Here is a 21,113-nt window from a genome sequence, read left to right as displayed (position 1 = left end):
GATTCAACTTTCTCAGCCTACTCCGCCGCCTGCGCGTTGATCTCCGCCGAGACCTGGCGAATGGCGCGGGCGAGCAGGTTCGGATCCTGCGCGCCGGAGACGGCGTACTTCTGTGCAAAGACATAGGTCGGCACGCCGGAGATGCCCTTGTCGGCGGCTTCCTGAGCATCTGCCGAGACGCGCGCGACATCCTCGTCGGTGGCGAGGCGCTTGCGAACGTCGTCGGCATCGAGGCCGATATCGGCAGCCGCCTGCACCAGCACGTTCACATCGGTGAGATCGCCGCCGTCGCGGAAGTACAGCTCCATCAGGCGCTGCTTCATCTCGGGCGCCTTGCCGATCGCTTCCGCCCAGAGGATGAGGCGATGGCAGTCGGTCGTGTTGGGCTGGCGCGCCACCAGCTCCGGCTTGTAGACGAGCCCCTCCTCGCTCGCGGCCGCGACGACGCGCCCCGCAATGCCCTTATAGGCTTCGACCGAGCCGAACTTCTGGGTGAGATAGGCCTCGCGGCTGATGCCCTCGCGCGGCACCCAGGGATTGAGGAAGAAGGGGCGGAAATTGAGCTTGACCGGAACGTCGGGCACGAGCGCCAACGCGCTCTCGATGCGGTGCTTGCCGATATAGCACCAGGGGCAGACCACGTCGGAGACGACGTCGATCTGGAGCGGTTTCAGCGTGCTCATGTCAGGCGCCTCCTTCGGGCACTTCGAGGGTCCGCCCGAACATAAGCCGAACCGGGGGCGGTGCAAGGCACCCGTCCTGCATGGCTCACGACTTCACCTCTGCGGTTATTGTGGCACGTTGCCCCCGCCCCGATAGTTGCGGCCACGATCAAGCCCAAGGGGAGACCGCGATGACCGCCATTTTCAAGCCGGAAGGCGATTTGTTCCGGCCCACCGAGCATGCCGGCGGCCCGTGGTCGCCGGACATGCTGCAGGGAAGCGCCACCACCGCGCTGATGACCCGCGAGGTCGAGCGCCTCGCTGCCAAATCCGGCTTTGCGGTGCGGCGCCTGACCTTCGATCTGTGGCGGCCGGCGGGCCTGCGCCTGTTCAGGACGGTCAGCGAGAAGCTGCGCGACGGTCGCAAGGCCAAGACCCTGCAGGTGCGGCTGATGGACGGCGAGACCGAGATCGGCCGCTGCACGGCGCTGCTGACGGCGCCGAGCGGTGAGTCGCCCATCGACCCCTTCGCGAGGCCAGTGGCCGTCGACAAGGGGCCTGAGGTCGGCAGCCCACCGCCCGCCTTCGCGCAGAAATGGAGCCGCAATTTCCAGAACGTGTCGGTGCGCCTGATCGAGGGCGCCCTGGAGAAGCCGGGCCCGGCCGCGGCCTGGATGCGGCTCGATGCGCCGCTGGTCGAGGGCGAACCGAACACGCCGCTGCTCCAGGCGGTGCAGGCCGCGGACTTCTCCAGCGGCGTCGCCCAGATCGTCGACATGCGCCAATGGACCTTCATCAACCCGGAGATCAGCCTCTATTTCTTCCGTCCGCCCGAGGGCGAATGGATCCTGATCCGTGCCGCCACGCGCGTCGGCGCCAATGGCGCCGGCCTCACCACGGCGACACTGAGTGATCGCAACGGTCCGTTTGCGGAAGTGATGCAGGCCATGAGCTTCGAGCGGCGCGAGGCGCAGGCTCAGGCGTCCTGAGCTGCAAGCGCAACCAAGGCGCCTTCGGACGCGGCATCAACAGGCATGAACATTTCGACGCGAAGCTCCTGCAGCGTCACGTCCTGCGGGGTGCCGAGCGTCAGCACCGCGCCGATCAGACCAATGCCGACATCGCCCTTGCGCAGGCGCACCTCGCAGAGCGGCCCCGGCACGGAATTGTCCTCGGTCGCCGCAGGAAGCTGCGGCAGCCGCATCAACTCGCGCCAGGTCGATTGCAGGGCCTCGTCAAGCGGCGCGGCCATCGCCTCATGCCGCGCCCGCGCCAGCAGCGCAGCCGCAACAATCGGCCAGTTCTCGACGAACGGCTTGAGCTCGTCGGGCGCGAGGAACATGCGCATGTGATTGAGCGGCCGCTGCATGCGCGTAGGACCAAGCACCATGGTCATCAGGCGCGAGGCGGCGCGATTGGCCTGCATCACGTTCCAGCGCCGGTCGGTGACGATTGCGGGGAACGGCTCGTGACGGAGAAGCAGAAGATCGATGGCACGCCGCGCCTCGGCAAGCTCCGGCGCCGACAGATCGCGCTCGCCATATTGCCGCGCGAATCCGCCGGCCTCGAGCAGCGCATTGCGATCGCGCAGCGACAGATCGAGCGCGGACGCGAGCTGCAGCAGGATGTCCCTGCTTGCTGCCGCCTTGCCGGTCTCGACATAGCTCAGATGCTTGACCGAAATGCCGGCCTCGAACGCAAGCTCAGCCTGGCTCAAGGCGCGACGCGTGCGCCAGCCGCGCAGGAGATCACCGACGGGATTGGCCGGCCGCAACCGCCGGAACGCGCGTGTGTCCATCCGCCGATTATGCGAGCGCTGCTCCGTCCTGTAAACGGCGTCACTGCAGGCGGGCAGCCATCTGCTTCAACCGCTCGGCGGTGCGCTCGTCCGCCGGAAAGAACGTCTCCAGCGCCAGCTCCGAGAGGGTGATGTCGACGGGCGTGCCGAACACCATGGTGGTGGAGAAGAAGCTGAGGATCTCTCCGCCATGCCGCAGCTTGAAGGGGATCGCGACATTGTCGCTCGACAGCGGGGCCGAACGCGCCGGAAGCGGATAGCTCTTCAGATCATTGTAGAGCTTGATCAGCTCCGGATCGGCTGTCGCCTCGCACTGCCGGTGCAGCCGTTCCAGAAGATGCCCGCACCATTCGGCGAGATTGACCGTGCGCGGTGCCAGCGCCTCGGGATGGAAGGCCAGCCGCAGCACGTTGACGGGCTGGCCGAGCAGATGCTGCGGGACGCCATCGAGCAGCGGTGCCACCATCCGATTGGCGGAGACCAGGTTCCAGTGCCGATCCACCGCGAGCGCCGGATTGGGCTCATGCGCTTTCAAGACGAGGTCGATCGCCTGACGGGCTGATTTCAAGGCGGGATCCTCCAGCGGGCGCTGCGGGAAGGCCGGCGCGAAACCGGCGGCGACCAGCAGCACGTTGCGTTCGCGCAAGGGCACGTCGAGCCGCTCGGCGAGCCGGAGCACCATGTCGCGCGAGGGCGCGGCGCGGCCGGTCTCGACGAAACTCAGGTGCCGCGCCGAGATTTCGGCCTCGCCCGCCAGATCGAGCTGACTCATGCGGCGGCGCTGCCGCCATTCGCGCAAATGGTCGCCGATATGGATCGGCTGGCTGCGTTCGGCCTGGGCCGTGGATGCATGTGCGTTCATGACCAAAAACCTAGCATGCGGATTTCGGCCCTTCCATTACCCGCGAGGTAATCGAAACGGGGCACGGACGCGCGCATCTTCGTTCGCAACAGGAGATGACCATGATCGCACTGCTGCTCTACAGGACCGTCGCAGACCACGTCTTGCCCTGGGCCATGGCGTTCGCAACGCGGATGCTGGCGCGCAGCCTCAACATGCCGGAGCCCCTGGTGCATTCGACCGGCGACTACGTCGTGGCGCAGGTCATCGCCTTCGAGCACGGCGTCGGCAGGAGCCTCTGCCCGTTCCGTCTCGCCCGTCTGCTCCGCGCCTGGTGGCGCGGTCGGCATTGAGTTCCACCCCAGCCCAACCAAGGAGACCTGAGATGATCGATGCATCCACCTTCCTGCGCCGCGCCCTCTTCGCCGACGCCATCTTCAGCGGCATCGCCGCGCTCGGCTTCACCTTCGGCGCGAGCACGTTCGCAGCGCTGTTCAACCTGCCCGAAGCGCTGCTGCGCGAGACCGGCCTGTTCCTGATCGCCTACACCGCCCTGGTCGGCTGGCTCGCCTCGCGAGCGACGCTGGCAAAGCCGCTGGTCCTGCTGGTCGTGATCGGCAATGCGGCCTGGACCGTCGGCAGCATCGCGCTGCTGCTCTCGGGCGCGGTATCGCCGAACCTCGCCGGCGAACTCATGGTCGTCGCGCAAGCCATCGCCACCGGCGTGTTCGCGGAGCTGCAATATGTGGGATTGAAGAAAAGCGGGCACGCCGTCGCGGCGTGATCGCTTCGTGCCAGCTCCGCGGCGCAGACCGGGGAACGCGAAGGCTTCATCATATCGGATCGTACCCGGATGCATGCATGACCTCGCGTTCTCGCGGCGGATTTCGCCCGAGCTTTGCTTCGTTGCTTGCGCCCTTCGATTGCCGGAGGGCGCAGGGAAGGCCGGGCGCCGGCGGCACCCGAGTCCGTGTACAAGGAAATGCACACGGGGTGGACTACAGGTGTTGCCGGTCGCCCGGCCTTCCCTGCGCGGATGGTTTTAACGGTGTCCTTCGTGCTCTCCTCGGGGAGCGTTGCACTATTGCCCCCGTCGCCTCGCGGCTTCTCTGATGCGCGCACCCGGTCGGGCCCCGCATTACCGCAAGCCTTGACGCACAGACCCCGGGCGTCGGGACCACACGACTTCTCCGTCCGCGGACGATTTGGCCTCAGCGCCCGGGGCTTAGTGTGCGCACCCCAGACCATCGACAAAACCGCTGTGACCGCGCCGTGTCGTATGCGCATCGCCTGAGACTCACGGTTGCCCGCCCTGTCCTCAAGCAAACCGCGCCGGCGCTACCGCGTCCACCGCACCCCGGCCCGCATCTCGTGACGATCGCGAAGCGCCCCTCTGGCAGGGCCGGGATGGGCGCTGTATGCCACAAATCCGAAATTCGGAAAAGCGATATATTTTTGCGCGATGGGATTGACTGGATTTGGGTGTTTTGCCCGACGCCTCGCCGGTAGGCAGCGAGTACGGCGAGCGGCGCGGAAAAGCGATGGGTTTCGCAAGGGCTCGACCCATCCTGCCGGGCCTTAGGCGCTCGCGCAGCGAGCCTCGAAGGATGAACGATCCCGATGCAAGCGGGCCGTCGCCCTTCGAGGGCCGTCGAAGAGGCGGCCGCCTCAGGGTGACGGTCAGACATCTGAACGCGCTGTATCAACAGCGTCATTGCGAGCGCAGCGAAGCAATCCAGAGTCTTTCCGCGGTGGGTTTCTGGATTGCTTCGCTGCGCTCGCAATGACGGAGCGCGCGAGGCTACGCCTTCGCGCGGCCGACCTTGCCGGCAAAGTGCTTGCCGTTCAGCTTCTTCTTTTTCACGGACGCGGTTTTGGCGCCCGCCTTCTGCGCCTTGCGCTCGGCCCGCGCCTTCACCTTGGCGGCTTCCGCCCTCGCCTCGGCACGCAGCTTCTTGCGCTTCTTCTCGCAGGAATCGCACTTGCAGCCGATCGGCTTCAGATAGGCTTTGAAATAGTCGGTGCCGTAATCGTAATTGATCTCGTCGCCCGGCTCGATGTTCCTGATGGCGCGGATGAAGACCTTGCGCTCGCGCGGCCGGACGTCCGATTCCGCATTGGGGCGGCAGGAATGGTTGATGTAGCGCGCGAGGTTCTTGCGCACCGATCCGTCGATGGTCCAGCGCCCGTTGAGCTCGAATAGATATTTGTTCTCGATCTCGTCCTGCTCGGGAATCCGCGAGTCCAGGATCGGTCCGAAATAGCGGATGATCCGGCTACCCTTCTTGATCGGCTTGGTGGCGAAGAGGCCGAGCCCGGTCTTGGAGCGGCCGACGCGATAAGGTTTGTTCGAGGTGGCTGGCATGATCTGGAGAATGAGAACGCGAACGAGGCCGCACGGCTTGAGGCGAAGCAGTTCTTCTAGAACGATTCCGCGCTGCTGTCAGGTCTGTCGCGTCCCTGTTTGAACCTTGCCCACAATCAAGACGTCTGATGGTACGGAGTTCCCACTGCATCGAAGCCGCATATGAACCGCCTTACCAGCATCCGCTTGGCCGTCCTGATGACCTGCATCGGCCTGAACAGCGCTGACGCCCAATCCCTGGGCAGCAGCTACACCTCGACAGCAGCAAAAGATTGCCGACAGGTTGGCAAGCCCAGCGCGCTCGACGGCAGCAGCACGCGGGTTTGTCCCGGCAAGGACGGCCTGATCGTGCTGATCGCCGAGGACGATCTTCGCGAGATCGTCTCGATCGGGCGCAACCGCAAGGCAGCAGCTGAGGAACCGGCGGCAAAAGTCTGGTTCGCGCCGTTCAATTCGTCGGAGACCACCATCGAATGGCGCGCGGCCGGCGCAAAGCAGTTTGCGATCATCCAGCGCTGGCATATCGCCGACAATTCCGATCCCGACAAGCAGGGGCGGCCGAACACCAAGGCCATGCTGGTGGTGACCCGGCTGCCGCCGGGCCCGGCCTGCCACGTCGCCTATGTCGATGCGATCGCCAACCCGAACGCCAACGAGCTCGCGCGCAAGGCCGCCGACGATCTCGCCCGCGGCTTCGCTTGCGGCAGGGACGAGGTCAAGATCATCGGCACGCCCGGCCGCGCCGTCGAGCTCGCGACCAGGCGCTAGAGCGCCAAACAAGCCGCTACACGGGAAATTTCGTGGTGATGGGCGCGGTCAGCATCGCCTCGAACAGGCGTTCGGCCGTCGTCCCCTCGGGCAGCCGCTCGAGGATGTCCTTCAGCCGCCCGTCCAGCAGCAGCGTGGTGAAGCCATGCACCATCGACCAGGCCCGCGCGATGGCGGCGGCCTGGTTCAAGGTCAGCGCATCGCCGCTGATCTGCTCCTGCCGCATCGCGCCGATGGCATTGGCGAGCCCGGCGAAGGAGGCTTCGGCCGCCTCGTGCAGCGAGGGCCTGGAATAATCCAGCCGCTCGGTGCGGAACATGATGCCGTACATGCCGGGATGGGCCTGCGCATAGGCGACATAGGCCTTCGGCCGCGCCAGCGCGCGCTCAAGCGGCGTGGTGGCGGCATCGCAGGACGACGCCATCGCCGCGTTGAACTGGCGGAAGCCGACGGCCGCGAGCTCGCTGAGGAGGCCCGTCAAGTCGCCGAAATGATGGGTGGGTGCGGCATGCGAGACACCGGCCTCGCGGGCCACCGCGCGCAAGGTCAGGCCGGCAAGCCCGTCGCGCTCCAGCACCCGTTCGGCCGCTTGCAGCAGCGCTTCGCGGAGCGCGCCGTGATGGTACGGCGTCTCGGTCTTCGCGCTGCGCGCCCGGCGCGAGGTGCGCGATGCCGCGGTCGATGTCGTTTTTCTCGGGGCACGCGGGCTTCGCGCCGCTTCGCCCTTGGTGTCGGTCTTGGCCATTTGCAAGCTATATGACGCAATATTGACAGTGTAAAGATTTCACTTGACGAAAGCTGCAATCGGGCCTATTCGATCTTTACGATGTAAAGATAGGGGATTCGCCGTGCAGCACGACGCCATGGCCGAGCGCCGCAACAATCTCGCGCCGATTCCGTTCGAGGCCGACGCGCCCTTCCTGAAGATCATCGGCGAATTGCCGCGCGAGCTGAACGGCACGCTCTACCGCAACGGCCCCAATCCGCAGTTCGATTCGCCCGGCGCGCACTGGTTCGTCGGCGACGGCATGCTGCACGCCTTTCATCTCGAGAACGGCCGCGCCAGCTACCGCAACCGCTGGGTCCGCACGCCGAAATGGCTGGCCGAGCACGACGCCGGCCGCGCGCTGTTCGGCGGCTTCGGCCGCAAGCTTCCGGATGCGCCGGCGAACCTGACCGACGGCGGCGTCGCCAACACCAACATCATCTTCCATGCCGGCAAGCTGCTGGCGCTGGAAGAAGCGCATCTGCCGACGGAGATCGAGCCGGGCACCCTGGCGACGCGCGGCTATCACAATTACCAGGGCCGCGTCGCCGGCAGCTTCACCGCGCATCCCAAGATCGATCCGGTCACCGGCGAATTGGTGTTCTTCGGCTACAATACCGCGGGGCCGCTGACGCCTGCCCTCTCCTACGGATCGATCGACGCAACAGGCAAGGCGACGCGCTTCGAGCGGTTCGAGGCGCCCTATGCCAGCATGGTGCACGACTTCATCGTCACCGCGAACCATGTGCTGTTTCCGATCCTGCCGATCACTGGCAGCATGGAGCGCGCGATGAGCGGAAAGCCGCCCTATGCCTGGGAGCCGGACAAAGGCGCCTATGTCGGGGTGATGAAGCGCAGCGGCACCGCCAAGGACATCGTCTGGTTTCGCGCGGAGGCCTGCTACGTCTTCCATGTCATGAATGCGTGGGAGGACGGCGAACGCATCGTTGCGGACGTCATGCAGTTCGAGGAGGCGCCGCTGTTTCCGCATCCGGACGGCCGTCCCACCGATCCCGAGAAATCGCGCGCCCGCCATTGCCGCTGGACCTTCGATCTCGCAGGCAATACCGACCGCTTCCAGCAGACCTATTTGGACGATCTCACCGGCGAATTCCCGCGCATCGACGACCGCCGCGCCGGGCTGAAGAGCCGTCACGGCTGGTACGCCTGCGCCAATCCGAAACTGCCGATGTTCGGCGCGCTCTCAGGCATCGTCCATGTCGATGGCAATGGCAGGCGGCTCGGCCAATACCTGCTGCCGGCCGGCGACACCATCTCCGAGCCGGTGTTCGTCGAACGGTCGACGGTTGCGACCGAGGGCGACGGCTGGCTGCTCGCGGTAGTCTGGCGCGCACGGGAGAACCGCAGCGATCTCGCCGTGTTCAATGCCACCGATATCGAGGCCGGCCCCGCGGCCTTGGTCCAGCTCGGCCATCGCGTGCCAGATGGCTTCCACGGCAATTGGGTCGGCGCGGCGTAGCTCTCGTCATTCCGAGGCGCGCCACTTGGCGCGAAGCCGGGACGACGAAGATGGAGTTTTGCATGTACATGCCCTCGATCACCGCATGCTCGCTTGTCATCCTCGCCGGCGCTGCGCTCGCGTTCCAGTTGATCCGGCTGCGGCGAAGCCGCCACACCGTCTTCAACGGCGGCATCCTGCTGTGCCTCGGTCTGCTGATCGCCGCCGCACTGCCGCTCGTGCCCTGGACCGAATTGGCCGAGGAGGCATTGGACCAAGCCGTTGCTGCCCTTCACGCTTTGGAGGTCGCTTACGTCATTTTGACACTGTAAAGATTTCGCTTGACCCGGCATCGCCGGGGCATTATTGATCTTTACATCGTCAAGATAGACCCACCGAGGCGGCCCATGGCGATTTTCCTGATCCTCGCACCCTACGGCGCCTTCGCCGTCCTGATGCTGGTGACGTCGGCAATGCTCAGCGTGTTTGCGGCGTCGGCGATCTGCCTCGCCACCATCGCGATCGATGTCGCGCGCGGCCGCTCGGTGAAGATCCTGGCCGCGGGCTCGGCGCTCATATTCGCCGCGATCGGCCTTTACCTCGCGCTGATCGACCCCGCGCTCGGCACGCTCGGCGTCAAGCTGTCGGTCGATGTCGGAATCTTCGTCATCGCGCTGGGCTCGATGCTGCTGCGCCATCCCTTCACGCTGCAATATGCGCTTGAAGCGGTGCCGGCCGAGACCGCGGCGATGCCCGGCTTCCTCCGCGCCAATTACATCATCACCGGCGCCTGGACCGCGGCCGCGCTGTTGATGGCGGCGGCCAATCTCGTGCTGCTCTACGTCCCCGGCCTGCCGCTCTGGTCGAGCCTTGCGGTGGCCTTTGCCGCCCGCAACAGTGCGATCTACTTCACAAAGTGGTATCCCGAGTATCGCCAGATCAAGTACGGTACGCCCGCCCGCGCCCTCCCCGACGCCCGTTGAACAGGATCGACGATGAAGGACGTATTCGCCCGCCTCGCCTCCGACTTCCTCTCCGCCATCATCTTCCTGGCCGTCTACCTCATCACCGACAACGTGATCCTGGCGACGTCGGTGGCGATCGCCGCTGCAATCGCGCAGGTGATCTACGCCCGCCTCAAGGGGCAGGCGCTCAACTACATGACCTATGCGAGCCTCGCGCTCGTCGTCGTGCTGGGCGCGATCACGCTTCTAACCCACGATCCGCGCTTCATGCTGGCCAAACCCTCGATCGCGCATTTCGCGATCGGCCTCATCATGCTCAAGCGCGGCTGGATGCTGCGCTACATGCCGCCGATCGTCACCGAGACCGTTCCGGAATATGTGACGGCTGCGGGCTATGCCTGGGCGGCGCTGATGTTCGTGATCGGCGCCGGGATGATCGTGGTCGCCTCCACCGGCGATCTGAAGCTTTGGGCGTTCTACATCACGGTGGTCGCCGGCGGCGCCAAGATCCTGGCCTTCGCCGTGCAGTATGTGGTGCTGCGGCTCATCGTCACCAGCCGCCGGCGCGCCGCCGCCCGGGCCTGATTGCCATATTGCAGGGTTAGTCAGGACCTGCGAGTTGCGCTATAGGCTCAGCTCGGGACGGCCGCGGATCGTCGCGGACCGCCGAGATTTGTTCGGGAGACGGGAATGGCCGTAGACGGCAACTGGAATCTGACCATGACGACGCCGATGGGCGAGCGGCAGGCGACGCTGAGCCTGAAGGCTGCGGGCGACACGCTCACGGGCACGCAGGGCGCGGAAGGCAATACCACCGAGATCTTCGACGGCACCGTCTCCGGCGACAACGTCTCCTGGAAGGTCTCGATCGACAAGCCGATGCCGCTCACGCTCGAATTCACCGGCACGGTCTCCGGCGACAGCATCAGCGGCGAGATGGGCATCGGCCCGATGGGCAGCTTCCCCTTCACGGGCGCGCGGGCGTAACGCAAGCTGCGCCGATGCGTATGCTTCGTCTCATCGCGGCGACAATCCTGTGTGTCGCGACACAGGCAGCGCGCGCGAATGACAGCGAACCTGCGTGGCGCGCAAGCGCGCTCGCTTTGGTGCCGGCAGGCTATGTTGCCGGCACCGCTTATCGAACCGAAGGCTCGACCGGGTATCTCGCGCTCTACCCCGCGACATCGAACGATCCGAAGACACCGGCAAGCGCCTTTGCGGCGCGCCAGGCTCTGGTCGTCACGCTGACGGCGGATGCGACGCGGGCAATTTCAGCCGAGCTGAGGCCGCGCACCGAGCCGGATTCTGATAACGACGACACCGATTTCGCCAGGCTGCACGCCGAGCTGGCCGCCAAGCGCGCGACGCTCCCTGCTGGCACCGAGCCCTGCGATCTCGGCGCCTGGTCCATCGACAAGGACCCGAACGGCCTCAACGTGCGCGCTGAACCTTCAGCGAAAGCGCGCGTGCTCGGCACGCTACCGCCCCCCTACCGGTTGAAGTTAGGCGGCGCCGAGAACACGCCCGAGGGCGGCTGGCTCACCGAATTCCGCATCATCGGCTTCAGGGACGGCTGGTTCCTGATCGAAGGCGCGAGGCCGCCCGGCAAGGATTACGAGGACGAGAAGCGATATCCGCGCAGCGCGCCGAAGCCCTATGCCGGCCGCGGCTGGGTCGCCTCGAACAAGGTCGGCGCAGCCTATGCCAATGGCGCCACGCGCATGGGCGGGCTGTTTCAGGCGCCCTTCATCGATGCCAAATGGATGCCGGCCCAGCGCGAGCTCGGCGGTGCGCTCGACACCGACGGCGGCCCGAAGCGCATTTTTGCCTGCAGCGGCTACTGGGGATTGGTCGAGAGCCACGACGGCGTCCGCGGCTGGTGGCGCGCGCTGTGCTCGAACCAGGTCACGAATTGCAGTTAGCGAGATAGAGCGAGCAAGCGCCACGCTCGTGTCCCGGACGCGGCGCAGCACGACGTGATGCGACGCAGAGCCGGGACCAGGCTCCACGATGGACCCCGGATCAGCTGCGCAGCAATTCATGCTGCGCAGCATCCGGGGAACGCCGCCTCAGCCCAGATTCAACTCCTTGAAGAAGTCGTTGCCCTTATCGTCGATGATGATGAACGCCGGGAAGTCGACGACCTCGATGCGCCAGATCGCTTCCATGCCGAGCTCGGGATATTCGAGCACCTCGACCTTCTTGATGCAATGCTCGGCGAGGTTCGCCGCGGCGCCGCCGATCGAGCCGAGATAGAAGCCGCCGTATTTCTTGCAGGCCTCGCGCACGGCCGGCGCGCGATTGCCCTTGGCGACCATCACCATCGAGCCGCCGGCGGCCTGGAACTGGTCGACGAAGGAATCCATGCGGCCCGCGGTGGTCGGACCGAACGCGCCGGAGGCGTAGCCCTCGGGCGTCTTGGCGGGACCGGCGTAGTAGACCGGATGGTTCTTGAAGTAGTCCGGCAGCGGCTCGCCCTTCTCCAGCCGCTCGCGCAGCTTGGCATGCGCGCTGTCGCGCGCGACGATCATGGTGCCGGTCATCGAGACCCGCGTCTTGATCGGATATTTCGAGAACGTCGCCAGGATGTCCTTCATCGGCTGATTGAGGTCGATCTTGACGACCTCGCCGCCGAGCGCCTCTTCGACCTGCGGCAAATATTGCGCCGGGTTGTGCTCGAGCTCCTCGAGATAGATGCCGTCCCTGGTGATCTTGCCGAGCACCTGGCGGTCGGCCGAGCAGGACACGCCAAGCCCGATCGGGAGCGAAGCGCCGTGACGCGGCATGCGGATCACGCGCACGTCGTGGCAGAAATACTTGCCGCCGAACTGCGCACCGACGCCGAGCGACTGCGTCATCTTGTGAATTTCCTTCTCCATCTCGACGTCGCGGAAGGCGTTGCCGTCAGGCGAGCCGTGCGTCGGCAATGCATCGAGATAGCGCGCCGAGGCAAGCTTCACCGTCTTCATGCACAGCTCGGCCGAGGTGCCGCCGATCACGATCGCGAGGTGATAGGGTGGGCACGCCGCGGTGCCGAGCGTGAGGATCTTCTCCTTCAGGAACGCGAGCAGCCGGTCCTTGGTCAGCACCGAGGGCGTGGCCTGGAACAGAAAGCTCTTGTTGGCGGAGCCGCCGCCCTTCGCCATGAACATGAACTTGTAGGCGTCGTCACCCTCGGCGTAGATCTCGCACTGCGCCGGCATGTTGTTGGCGGTGTTCTTCTCCTCGTACATCGAGAGCGGCGCGACCTGCGAGTAGCGCAGATTGCGGCGCAGATACGCATCGCGCGCGCCTTCGGACAGCGCCGCCTCGTCGTCGCCGTCGGTGATGACGTTGCAGCCCTTCTTGCCCATGATGATCGCGGTGCCGGTGTCCTGGCACATCGGCAGCACGCCGCCGGCCGCGATATTGGCGTTCTTCAAGAAGTCCAGCGCGACGAACTTGTCGTTCGGGCTGGCCTCACCGTCTTCCAGGATCGCGCGGAGCTGCTTCAGATGGCCGGGGCGCAGATAATGGTTGATGTCGCCAAAGGCCGCCTCCGACAGCGCCCGCAGCGCCTCGCGCGACACCACCAGCATGTCCTTGCCGAGCACCTTCTCGACCCTGACGCCCTCGGACGAAATCTTCTTGTAGGGCGTCTCGTCCTTGCCCAGCGGGAACAGCGGGGTGTGCTTGTAGGGCGGAACGGGCTTGGACTGGTCGGGGAAAGCGGTGGGAGCGTTCATAGGGCAAATCTCGGGGTTTTGGGGGCCCTGGCGGGCCTCTCAGCATAGAAGCGTTCTAAGCGCATTTTAGCCAGAAAAGAAAGGGAGCGGTGCGCATGGGAGGGGCAGATCCGGCACGGGAAGGCATTGGCGCAGCTCGTGGAAATGCCTCTGCCCACCCTTGCGATTCGCGTCGGCCGACGCTTGAATGCGCGCCCTAAGGGGCTTTTTATCATGACATTGAAACTGAACGTCCGCGGCGCGATCCTGGTCGCCGCCGCCATCACCGGCCTTGTGGCTCTCACCTCGCCCGCCCGCGCCGATCGCTGCGACGACAGCGCCAAGGAGCTGGCGAACCAGGTCGACCGTCTCAAGGTGAATTTCCGCGCCGCCAACGTCGTGTATCTCACGCACCCCGCGGCCAAGGAGCTGTCGGTCGGCTGCCGCGGCGACAAATATTCGATCGAGCTCTATGCCAAGGGTGATCGCAATCCGAAGCCGGAGTTCTATGCGCTGGTCGGATCGATGGCGGCGATCGTCTTCACCGTGACCAAGGACGACACCACGACGGGCGCGACGCGCTGCCTGAAGCGGATGGGCCTGCTCCGCGGCGACAAGGTCAGCATGCGCTACCGCCGGCTCAACATGGAATGCGCCCGCACCAAGACGGAAGCGTCCATCGCGATCACCCGCGGCAAGGACGAATAGGGGGCGAGCGCCTTCCGTTTCGCTGTCTCATCCGCGCGGTGCAAACCGAGACTACGAGGCCTTCCCCGTCATTGCGAGGAGCCCTTGCGACGAAGCAATCCAGATTGTCTCCGCGGAGAGATTTCTGGATTGCTTCTGCGCTCGCAATGACGAAGTACGTGGTGAGCTGCGTCGCGCCACGCATACGCGGCCTTCCCCCGCACCAATTCCCTCGCATTTTAACGATTGGCTTGAAGGAAATTTCGCTCCTCCCAGGGCAGGCTCGCTTGTTTCCATGTGTGAGGATTTGCGGATGAAGGTTTCCACCGTTGCGCCCCCGCCGATCGCGATCGTGGTTCCGAACTACGACACGACCAAGCCGCAGGACGATCAGACCAAGGTCAAGGACGAGGACCCGACCTTCAAGCCGCAGCCGCCGGCGCCGCTGCCGCCGGGTCAGGGCACGCGGATCGACCAGCTCGCCTGATCGCTTGCCAAAGCGGAAAGCGCCCGATCCGGTCGATCGGGGTTTTGGCGTGTCCGGCCGCATCTTTGCCGGATAGCCGGACCAGAATCGTGCGCCATTCACCCGGGACCTGCGCATGATCGCACGGCTGCTGTTGCAGAACACAGTCTTTGTCGTCGGCATGGGTGCGCTGCTGTTCGCGTGCGCCGGGACGCTGCATTGGCCATCGGCCTGGGCCTTCCTCGCCATCTCCGCCCTGCTCGGCCCGCTCTGCGGCTGGTGGCTCTACCGGATGGATCCGGCGCTGCTCGCGGAACGTCTGCGGCCGGTCCTGCAAAAGGATCAGCCCGCCGCCGACAAGATGTTCATGGTCCTCTTCATCGTCGCCATACTGGCCTGGCTTGCCGTGATGGGGCTCGACCGCCGCGTTCGATCCTCCGACATGCCGACCGTGTTGCAGGTGCTCGGCCTCGGGCTGTTCCTCGTTTCGACACTGTTCACCATGTGGGTCTTCCGCGAGAACTCGTTCGCCGCGCCCGTGGTGAAGCTGCAAGCCGAGCGCGCGCAGCACGTGATCTCGACCGGTCCCTACGCCTATGTCCGCCATCCCATGTATAGCGGCATGGTCCTGTTCTTCACCGGCGTGCCGTTGCTGCTCGGGTCGTGGTGGGGACTTGCGATGATGCCGCTGTTCATCGCCCTGTTCGCGGTCCGCATCCCGATCGAGGAGCGCACGCTGCGCGAGGGCCTGCCGGGCTATACCGATTATGCGGCGCGGGTGCGCTATCGCCTCATCCCGGGCGTCTGGTGAACACGCCTCACATCCTGCACGAAACCGGCTATCGATCCAGCTCGCGATAGCGGCGGAAGATGCCCTGCTCGTTGAAGGGAATGCGGCGCTCGCTTGCGAGATAGGCCTTGATGTTGGGCCGCGCGGCGATGCGGTCGTGCAGCCCGACGAGGCCCGGGACATCGGCTTCGAACGCCTTCATGCGTTTGGGGAAGGCATAACGCAGTCCCTCGACGATCTGGAACAGCGAGAGGTCGACATAGGTCGGGCGGCGACCGGTGACATAGGTGCCGCCGTTTGCGTCGAGAAGCTGCTCGAAATAGCCAAGATATTTCGGCACCCGCTCGTCCCAGAAATCGGCCGTGCGCTTCTTCGCCGGCGCCTTCTGGTCCTCATAATAGAGCGAAGGCCCGAGCGGATGATGGGTGTCGTGGATCTCGACGACCAAGTCCGTGATCGTGAGCTGAAGCTGGTGCACCCAGAGCCGGCCGGCTTCCGTCTTCGGCGCGAGCCCATGACGGGCGCCGAGATAGAGCAGGATGTTGGCGGTCTGGCCGATGACGAGCTTCCCCGCTTTCAGGAACGGCGGTGCAAAGGGCGGTGTGCCCTTCTCTGCGTCCATCATCTTCATCATCGCAGCCACCCCGCGTGGACCGCGCGCGACGTCGACGTAAGCGGCGCCCGCCTCCTCCAGCGCCAGCCGCACATATTCGCCGCGGCCCTGGATCTCGGGCCAGTAGTAGAGCTCGTATGTCATGGGAGAGGTCCGTGAGCATGGAGGCGATCGGACCAATGTAGCATGCGGCTCAGGGTTCCGTCAGGTTGGACGGAACGGCCGCGCCACATACGCCGTCATTGCGAGCGTAGCGAAGCAATCCAGAAATGCCTCTGCGGAGAGAGTCTGGATTGCTTCGTCGCAAGGGCTCCTCGCAATGACAGGTGGAAAGAGCTTCGCGCCCAAAACTCAATTCGCCGCGAAGCAGTACAGCAGCCCGTCGCCGCCGGTGCTCTTCAGATCGGCCTGCGAGCAGCCGCCGTCGGGACCGCGCGAGGGGTGAGAGCTGTTCCACGACTTCGAGGGCTCGTCGTCGCGCAGACCCCGGCGATCGAAATGGCCGACCATTGCGGCGCCTTGCGTGCTCGATGTCCAATTCTTGCAGGTGCGATCGTCGGGCCCGGCAAACGCGGTGCCGTCCGGTTGCGATCCCGTGAGGATGTCGTGCCGGTTCGGCTGGTCGCCGGAACCATTGATGACCTCACCCTTTTCGCTGAGCGCGGTCTGCTTGGTGAGATTGTTGGTCGCGCCGTGCAGCTCGGCGACGTCCTTGGCAATCACCGTGCCCTTGGCGTTCTGCCACGGTCCCTTGCCGATGCGATCCTTGGCGTTGACGGCCGGCTTGCCGTCGGCGGCCTGCGTCGAGAGATAGGCGCGCCAGGTCTTGGCGCCGGCGCCCGCGGTCTGAGCAAGCTTCTGGCATTGCGCATCGGCGCCCTCGAGACCGCCGAGATCGGCGCCCTTGCCGGGCCCGTTGGAGGTCACGAAGAAGGTCATGTCGGCCGACTGCGCCTGCGCCGATGGGGCAGCAAGCAAGACCATGGCCAGCGCAACACTGGAAATCGTCATGGATTTCTCGATACGGATCATCCTGTCCTCCCAAAGCTGTTTTTGTTCGCCGCCTGACTTCAACCCGAGGCGCCCCCGCTTATTCCGATGCCGTGCTGCGAGAGGCCCAAAAGAAAAGGCGCCGTGCCGAAGCACGACGCCCTGGTTCCTCATCTCGTCCGCGATCAGTTGGTCTGCTGGATCGCCGACAATTCCCAGCCGGTGCCCGGCCGGCGGGCGAAGGTCCAGATCTCGGTCGCCTCGCCCGGCTGCTCGCCGCCGGCGACGATTGCGCCGGTGTTGCGATCCACCGTCTTGTCGGTGAGCGCGAAGCGCAGCGCCACTGTGGCGTAGTCGGTCTCGCCTTCGCGCCAGGCTTCCGCGAGGTCGCCCTGCAACAGCTTCACGTTCGTGACCTTGTTGATCACGTTGCGGGTGCGGTTCTGGGCAAGGTCCTGCTCGAAGTAGGACACCATTTCCGGCGTCGCGAGGGTGTGCAGCTTGGCCACGTCCTCGTTCGACCAGGCGGCCTGGACCTCGCCGAGCAGCCGCTCGAACGCCTCGTAGTCATCCGGCTTGATCTCGAGCGGCGCATTGTTGGCGCCGAAGCCGAAGCCGCCGAGGCCGCCGCCAAGACCACCACCAAGGCCGCTGCGATAGTTCGTCTGCGGTCCGGGACCTGCGCCGGAATCAGCATTGGCGTAAGCCGCCCGCGGGGCGTGACGGCGCTGCCACCAGGACATTGCCAGCCGCACCACGAGGACCACCAGCGCGATCTGGATGATCAGGCCGAGGATCGAGGACAGGCCGCCGAGGCCGCCGAACAGGCCGCCACCGAACAGCATGCCGAGCAGGCCGGCGCCGAGGAAGCCGGCCGCAAGGCCGCCCATGAAGCCGCCGGCGCGGCCGAACAGGCCGCCGCGCGCGGGCGCGGAAGCAGCCGAGTTCATGCCCGCACCCGGCTGGGTGTAGGTCCGGTTGAACTGCGAGGTGGAGCCCGGCGCGGTCGTGGTCGACGGCGGAGCCGAATAGGTGCGCGAGCCGCGCGAACCCGACGACATGCCGCCACCGACGCGCGCGTCGGCGGACGAGATCGCCAGCGCGGTCGGCAGCGCAAGCGCCAGCACGACGGCGATCGTCTTGAAGAGAGTGCGGGATCGTTGCGAGAAAGTCATGTGCGTTTCCCAAATCCCCGGCATGGGGACGTGCCCCTAAGATGGTCAGACTTCCCGAAAAGTGAAGCCGGTTTCGGAACCCATGGCTGCGGCCCTCAGTCGCGGGGATGTGGCAAAAGCCCATATTTGGCGGGGGTTTGGGTACGCGGGGAACCGCGGTCGCTAGTTACCGGTGGGCTTGGGGCCGGGATTTCAGCTTTTTCCCGCGTCCGTTGCGAAGCGCAACTCTATCCACCGTCATTGCGAGGAGCCCTTGCGACGAAGCAATCTAGGATGGTTCCACGCACGCAGTCTGGATTGCTTCGCTTCGCTCGCAATGACGGAGAATGCGGGAACGGCGCAGCGCCGCTCGCCCCTCACCCCTGCTTCGTCATCGTCTCCTTCACCGCCGCCACCAGCTGGCTGAGCGTGAAGGGTTTCGGCAGGAAGTCGAACTGCTGCCCTTCAGGCAGGCTCTTCTCGAAGGCATCCTCGGCATAACCGGAGACAAAGATGAACTTGATGTCGGGATTCTTCTCGCGCATGGCCTTGAGCAGCGTCGGGCCGTCCATCTCCGGCATGACGACGTCGGAGACGACGAGATCGATCGCGCCGCTCTGCTCGTCCAGCACCTCCATGGCCTCGACGCCGTTCTCGGCCTCGACCACGGTGTAGCCGCGTGAGCGCAGGCCGCGGGCATTGAGCGCGCGCAGGCCCTCCTCGTCCTCGACCAGCAGGATGGTGCCCTGCCCGGTGAGGTCGGTGCGCGGCTTCGCCTCTGCCGCCGCGGCGGGCGCGGGTTCCTTGGCGGCGCCGCCCGTCGCGCTGGCCACAGCTGGCTGCTCGACCTGCACCTCGGCCTCGGCGTGGTGGCGCGGCAGGAAGATGTGGAAGGAGGTGCCCTGCCCCGGCTCGGAATCGACGTAGATGAAGCCGCCGGTCTGCTTGACGATGCCGTAGACGGTGGAGAGCCCGAGGCCAGTGCCCTTGCCGACCTCTTTCGTCGAGAAGAACGGCTCAAAAATCTTGTCGCGGATGTCGGCGGGGATGCCGGTGCCGGTGTCGGCGACCTCGATCCGAACATAATCCGCAGCGGGCATGCCCTTGTAGGCGAGCTTGCCCGCGTCCTCGGTGGTGACGTTGGCGGTGCGGATGATCAGCTTGCCGCCGTCGGGCATGGCGTCGCGCGCGTTCACCGCGAGATTGACGATCACCTGCTCGAACTGGGAGACGTCGACCTTCACCGGCCAGAGGTCGCGCCCGTGGACGAGGTCGAGCTTGACCTTCTCGCCGATCAGCCGCCGCAGCAGCATGGTGAGATCGCTCAAAGCGTCGCCGAGATCGAGCACCTGCGGCCGCAGCGTCTGCCGCCGCGAGAACGCCAACAGCTGCCGCACCAGGGTGGCGGCGCGCGTTGCGTTCTGCTTGATCTGCATGATGTCCTGGAACGACGGGTCGGTCGGCTTGTGCGCGTTCAGCAGGAAGTCGTTCGCCATCATGATGGCGGACAGCACGTTGTTGAAGTCGTGGGCGATGCCGCCGGCGAGCTGGCCCACCGTCTCCATCTTCTGCGACTGGTTGATCTGGTTCTCCAGCGCGCGCCGCTCGGTGGTCTCGAGCATGTGCACGATGGCGGCTTCCGCCTCCGTCTCGGCCGAATCGACCGGAGTCACGAAGAACTGGCCCCAGCGTTCCTTGGTTCCCTCCAGCGCCACCTCGACCGGCGCGATGTCGGCCTTGCCTTCGGCGGCCTGGTTGATGGCCGCGATCAGGAGGTGCCGGTCGCGCGAATTGACCGCGCGGAAGATCGACTTGGAGGAGGTGTCCAGCCCGAGCGCCTGACTAAGCTTGGCGTAGCGGGCATTGGCACGCACCACATTGCCGGCGCGGTCGACGGTCGCGATCGCCATCGGCGTGTGGTCGAAGAAGCGCATGAAGCGCACTTCGGCGGCACGGTCGGGGTCGCTGCGCTCGTCGCGGGCGCGGCTGATCACGAGCGTGCGCGAGGGCCCCGGCGCGCCGTCGGCGCCGAAGGCGAGCTTGTGATAGAGCCGCACCGGCATGGTCTTGCCGGTGCGCATGCGCAGGTCGATGTCGAAGACCTCGGTCTTCACCTCGCCCGGCACCGCCACGATCGAGGTCAAGAGCGAAGCGCCGTCGCCGGAGACGATGTCGGTGAGCTTCAGGCCGCCCGAGCCGATCTCGGCGAGGTCGTAGTCGAGCCAGTTCGCCAGCGTCGCGTTGACATAGGCGAGTTCGCCGGCCGGATTGACCGAGAAGAAGCCGCAAGGCGCGTGATCGAGATATTCGATCGCGTGCTGGAGCTCCTGGAACACGTCCTCCTGGCGCTCGCGGTCGCGCGTGATGTCGGCGATAGACCACACCGCGTATTTCGCCTCGCGCTTGCCGGTGCCGAGCGGGCGCACCCGCATGCGCAGCCAGCGGCCCTGGCTGCCGTCATGGCCGGAGATGCGCACTTCTTCCTGCTGCCGCTTGCCCTCGCGGGCGGCCTTGAGCAGCCGGAACACGGCTTCCGAGACGTCGGGGTTGCCGATGAAGACGCGCTCGACGGGGCGGACGTCCTGCGGGCCGCTGGCGCCGGTCAGCGTCAGATAGGCGGCATTGGAGTAGACCACGTGTCCGCGCGCGTCGGTGACCGCAAGGCCGTCGAAGGCGTGATCGGAAATGCGGCCGATGATGGGATCGTCGAGATTGCGGTCGGCAAAGCGGATGATGCCGGCGGCGAAGGCGAACAGGTTGAACAGGCCGACCATCGCCAGCACGGCGAGGATGCCGAGGATGTAGGGCTGCGCCTGGGCGCGCCCGAGCGTCATAAGCCCGACGGCCACGGCGACGAGGCCGGCGGCCACCAGCAGTACCAGCGCAATGCTGCCCGAGCGCGGCGACGGCTCGTGCGCCGCAACGGGCTCGCGTGTGAGGTCGTGGTCGGTCTCGGCGGTCATCTCAAGCTGGCGCGGCCTGTCGGCAGAGAATCAACGCGCCATGGGGCGCATGGGGTCCTCCCTGCCTGAATCGGACCCTGAGGTGCAAGGGCAGCAGCGGCGAAAGGTACGCTGATTCCCAG

The 21,113-nt window shown here is 65.8% G+C and carries 24 protein-coding genes; 14 read left to right on the top strand and 10 right to left on the bottom strand.

Annotated features, from left to right (window positions below):
- Nucleotides 1-17: 17 nt before the first annotated feature.
- Nucleotides 18-683, bottom strand: a complete 666-nt coding sequence (locus ACNJYD_RS13875) for a DsbA family oxidoreductase (RefSeq protein WP_197963080.1) — start codon at nt 681-683, stop codon at nt 18-20.
- A gap of 170 nt (nt 684-853) precedes the next feature.
- Between ACNJYD_RS13875 and ACNJYD_RS13870 the strand changes: the two genes are divergently transcribed.
- A complete protein-coding gene (locus ACNJYD_RS13870) occupies nt 854-1,651 on the top strand; it encodes a thioesterase family protein (protein WP_439366661.1) in 798 nt (265 codons plus the stop codon).
- Here ACNJYD_RS13870 and ACNJYD_RS13865 read toward each other — a convergent pair.
- Together ACNJYD_RS13865 and ACNJYD_RS13860 are read right to left on the bottom strand one after the other, a co-directional pair.
- Nucleotides 1,639-2,460, bottom strand: a complete 822-nt coding sequence (locus ACNJYD_RS13865) for a helix-turn-helix domain-containing protein (RefSeq protein ID WP_439366660.1) — start codon at nt 2,458-2,460, stop codon at nt 1,639-1,641. The genes ACNJYD_RS13870 and ACNJYD_RS13865 overlap by 13 nt on opposite strands.
- Nucleotides 2,461-2,500: 40 nt before the next feature.
- Complete coding sequence (locus ACNJYD_RS13860) at nt 2,501-3,322, bottom strand: helix-turn-helix domain-containing protein (RefSeq protein WP_172782910.1); 822 nt, start codon at nt 3,320-3,322, stop codon at nt 2,501-2,503.
- A 101-nt stretch (nt 3,323-3,423) separates the two neighbouring features.
- On the opposite strand from ACNJYD_RS13860, the gene ACNJYD_RS13855 reads away from it, so the two are divergent.
- From ACNJYD_RS13855 to ACNJYD_RS13845, 3 genes are all read left to right on the top strand, one after another.
- Nucleotides 3,424-3,654, top strand: a complete 231-nt coding sequence (locus ACNJYD_RS13855) for a hypothetical protein (RefSeq protein ID WP_172782909.1) — start codon at nt 3,424-3,426, stop codon at nt 3,652-3,654.
- 32 nt (nt 3,655-3,686) lie between these two features.
- Nucleotides 3,687-4,085, top strand: a complete 399-nt coding sequence (locus tag ACNJYD_RS13850; RefSeq protein ID WP_439366659.1) for a hypothetical protein — start codon at nt 3,687-3,689, stop codon at nt 4,083-4,085.
- Nucleotides 4,086-4,908: 823 nt separating this feature from the next.
- Nucleotides 4,909-5,088, top strand: a complete 180-nt coding sequence (locus ACNJYD_RS13845; RefSeq protein ID WP_439366658.1) for a hypothetical protein — start codon at nt 4,909-4,911, stop codon at nt 5,086-5,088.
- 14 nt (nt 5,089-5,102) lie between these two features.
- On the opposite strand, the gene ACNJYD_RS13840 is transcribed toward ACNJYD_RS13845, so the two are convergent.
- Nucleotides 5,103-5,666: an SET domain-containing protein gene (locus ACNJYD_RS13840; protein ID WP_439366657.1), complete on the bottom strand. Its 564-nt coding sequence runs from the start codon at nt 5,664-5,666 to the stop codon at nt 5,103-5,105.
- Nucleotides 5,667-5,828: 162 nt separating this feature from the next.
- On the opposite strand from ACNJYD_RS13840, the gene ACNJYD_RS13835 reads away from it, so the two are divergent.
- Nucleotides 5,829-6,434 carry a hypothetical protein gene (locus ACNJYD_RS13835; RefSeq protein ID WP_439366656.1) on the top strand — a complete coding sequence of 202 codons (606 nt, stop codon included), beginning with the start codon at nt 5,829-5,831 and terminating at the stop codon, nt 6,432-6,434.
- Nucleotides 6,435-6,450: 16 nt separating this feature from the next.
- Here the strand turns inward: ACNJYD_RS13835 and ACNJYD_RS13830 are convergent, their stop codons facing one another.
- Entirely contained in the window at nt 6,451-7,179 is a 729-nt protein-coding gene (locus ACNJYD_RS13830) for a TetR/AcrR family transcriptional regulator (protein WP_439366655.1), read from the bottom strand.
- A 103-nt stretch (nt 7,180-7,282) separates the two neighbouring features.
- Here ACNJYD_RS13830 and ACNJYD_RS13825 point away from each other — a divergent pair, with 103 nt between their 5' ends.
- From ACNJYD_RS13825 to ACNJYD_RS13800, 6 genes are all read left to right on the top strand, one after another.
- Nucleotides 7,283-8,680 carry a carotenoid oxygenase family protein gene (locus tag ACNJYD_RS13825; RefSeq protein WP_439366654.1) on the top strand — a complete coding sequence of 466 codons (1,398 nt, stop codon included), beginning with the start codon at nt 7,283-7,285 and terminating at the stop codon, nt 8,678-8,680.
- Between the two features lie 62 nt (nt 8,681-8,742).
- Nucleotides 8,743-8,991, top strand: coding sequence for a hypothetical protein (locus ACNJYD_RS13820; protein ID WP_439366653.1), 249 nt, complete (start codon nt 8,743-8,745; stop codon nt 8,989-8,991).
- Between the two features lie 75 nt (nt 8,992-9,066).
- Complete coding sequence (locus ACNJYD_RS13815) at nt 9,067-9,642, top strand: hypothetical protein (RefSeq protein WP_439366652.1); 576 nt, start codon at nt 9,067-9,069, stop codon at nt 9,640-9,642.
- Between the two features lie 12 nt (nt 9,643-9,654).
- A complete protein-coding gene (locus ACNJYD_RS13810) occupies nt 9,655-10,209 on the top strand; it encodes an inner membrane-spanning protein YciB (RefSeq protein WP_172782901.1) in 555 nt (184 codons plus the stop codon).
- Between the two features lie 105 nt (nt 10,210-10,314).
- Entirely contained in the window at nt 10,315-10,611 is a 297-nt protein-coding gene (locus ACNJYD_RS13805; RefSeq protein ID WP_172782900.1) for a hypothetical protein, read from the top strand.
- A gap of 14 nt (nt 10,612-10,625) precedes the next feature.
- Nucleotides 10,626-11,546 carry an SH3 domain-containing protein gene (locus ACNJYD_RS13800; protein ID WP_439366651.1) on the top strand — a complete coding sequence of 307 codons (921 nt, stop codon included), beginning with the start codon at nt 10,626-10,628 and terminating at the stop codon, nt 11,544-11,546.
- A gap of 147 nt (nt 11,547-11,693) precedes the next feature.
- Here ACNJYD_RS13800 and ACNJYD_RS13795 read toward each other — a convergent pair whose 3' ends face one another.
- Nucleotides 11,694-13,349 (bottom strand): fumarate hydratase, encoded by a 1,656-nt coding sequence (locus ACNJYD_RS13795; RefSeq protein WP_439366650.1) that lies wholly within the window; start codon nt 13,347-13,349, stop codon nt 11,694-11,696.
- A gap of 213 nt (nt 13,350-13,562) precedes the next feature.
- On the opposite strand from ACNJYD_RS13795, the gene ACNJYD_RS13790 reads away from it, so the two are divergent.
- From ACNJYD_RS13790 to ACNJYD_RS13780, 3 genes are all read left to right on the top strand, one after another.
- Nucleotides 13,563-14,036: a hypothetical protein gene (locus ACNJYD_RS13790; protein ID WP_439366649.1), complete on the top strand. Its 474-nt coding sequence runs from the start codon at nt 13,563-13,565 to the stop codon at nt 14,034-14,036.
- Between the two features lie 292 nt (nt 14,037-14,328).
- Entirely contained in the window at nt 14,329-14,502 is a 174-nt protein-coding gene (locus ACNJYD_RS13785) for a hypothetical protein (protein ID WP_172782896.1), read from the top strand.
- Nucleotides 14,503-14,617: 115 nt separating this feature from the next.
- Nucleotides 14,618-15,292 (top strand): methyltransferase family protein, encoded by a 675-nt coding sequence (locus ACNJYD_RS13780; protein WP_439366648.1) that lies wholly within the window; start codon nt 14,618-14,620, stop codon nt 15,290-15,292.
- A gap of 28 nt (nt 15,293-15,320) precedes the next feature.
- On the opposite strand, the gene ACNJYD_RS13775 is transcribed toward ACNJYD_RS13780, so the two are convergent.
- From ACNJYD_RS13775 to cckA, 4 genes are all read right to left on the bottom strand, one after another.
- The gene (locus tag ACNJYD_RS13775) at nt 15,321-16,028 is read right to left on the bottom strand and encodes a glutathione S-transferase (protein WP_439366647.1); all 708 of its coding nucleotides are present in this window, start codon (nt 16,026-16,028) and stop codon (nt 15,321-15,323) included.
- A 207-nt stretch (nt 16,029-16,235) separates the two neighbouring features.
- On the bottom strand, nt 16,236-16,916 hold the full coding sequence (locus ACNJYD_RS13770) for a lectin (protein ID WP_439366646.1): 681 nt from the start codon (nt 16,914-16,916) through the stop codon (nt 16,236-16,238).
- A gap of 143 nt (nt 16,917-17,059) precedes the next feature.
- On the bottom strand, nt 17,060-18,073 hold the full coding sequence (locus ACNJYD_RS13765; RefSeq protein ID WP_212257971.1) for a Tim44 domain-containing protein: 1,014 nt from the start codon (nt 18,071-18,073) through the stop codon (nt 17,060-17,062).
- Between the two features lie 332 nt (nt 18,074-18,405).
- Nucleotides 18,406-20,991, bottom strand: a complete 2,586-nt coding sequence (cckA, locus tag ACNJYD_RS13760; protein ID WP_260379915.1) for a cell cycle histidine kinase CckA — start codon at nt 20,989-20,991, stop codon at nt 18,406-18,408.
- Nucleotides 20,992-21,113 lie beyond the last annotated feature (122 nt).

The sequence above is a fragment of the Bradyrhizobium sp. SPXBL-02 genome (assembly GCF_051853065.1).
In the GTDB taxonomy this organism is placed as follows: domain Bacteria; phylum Pseudomonadota; class Alphaproteobacteria; order Rhizobiales; family Xanthobacteraceae; genus Bradyrhizobium.
Note: the sequence above shows the minus strand (reverse complement) of the source record. Positions and strands in the feature narration are given on the sequence as shown.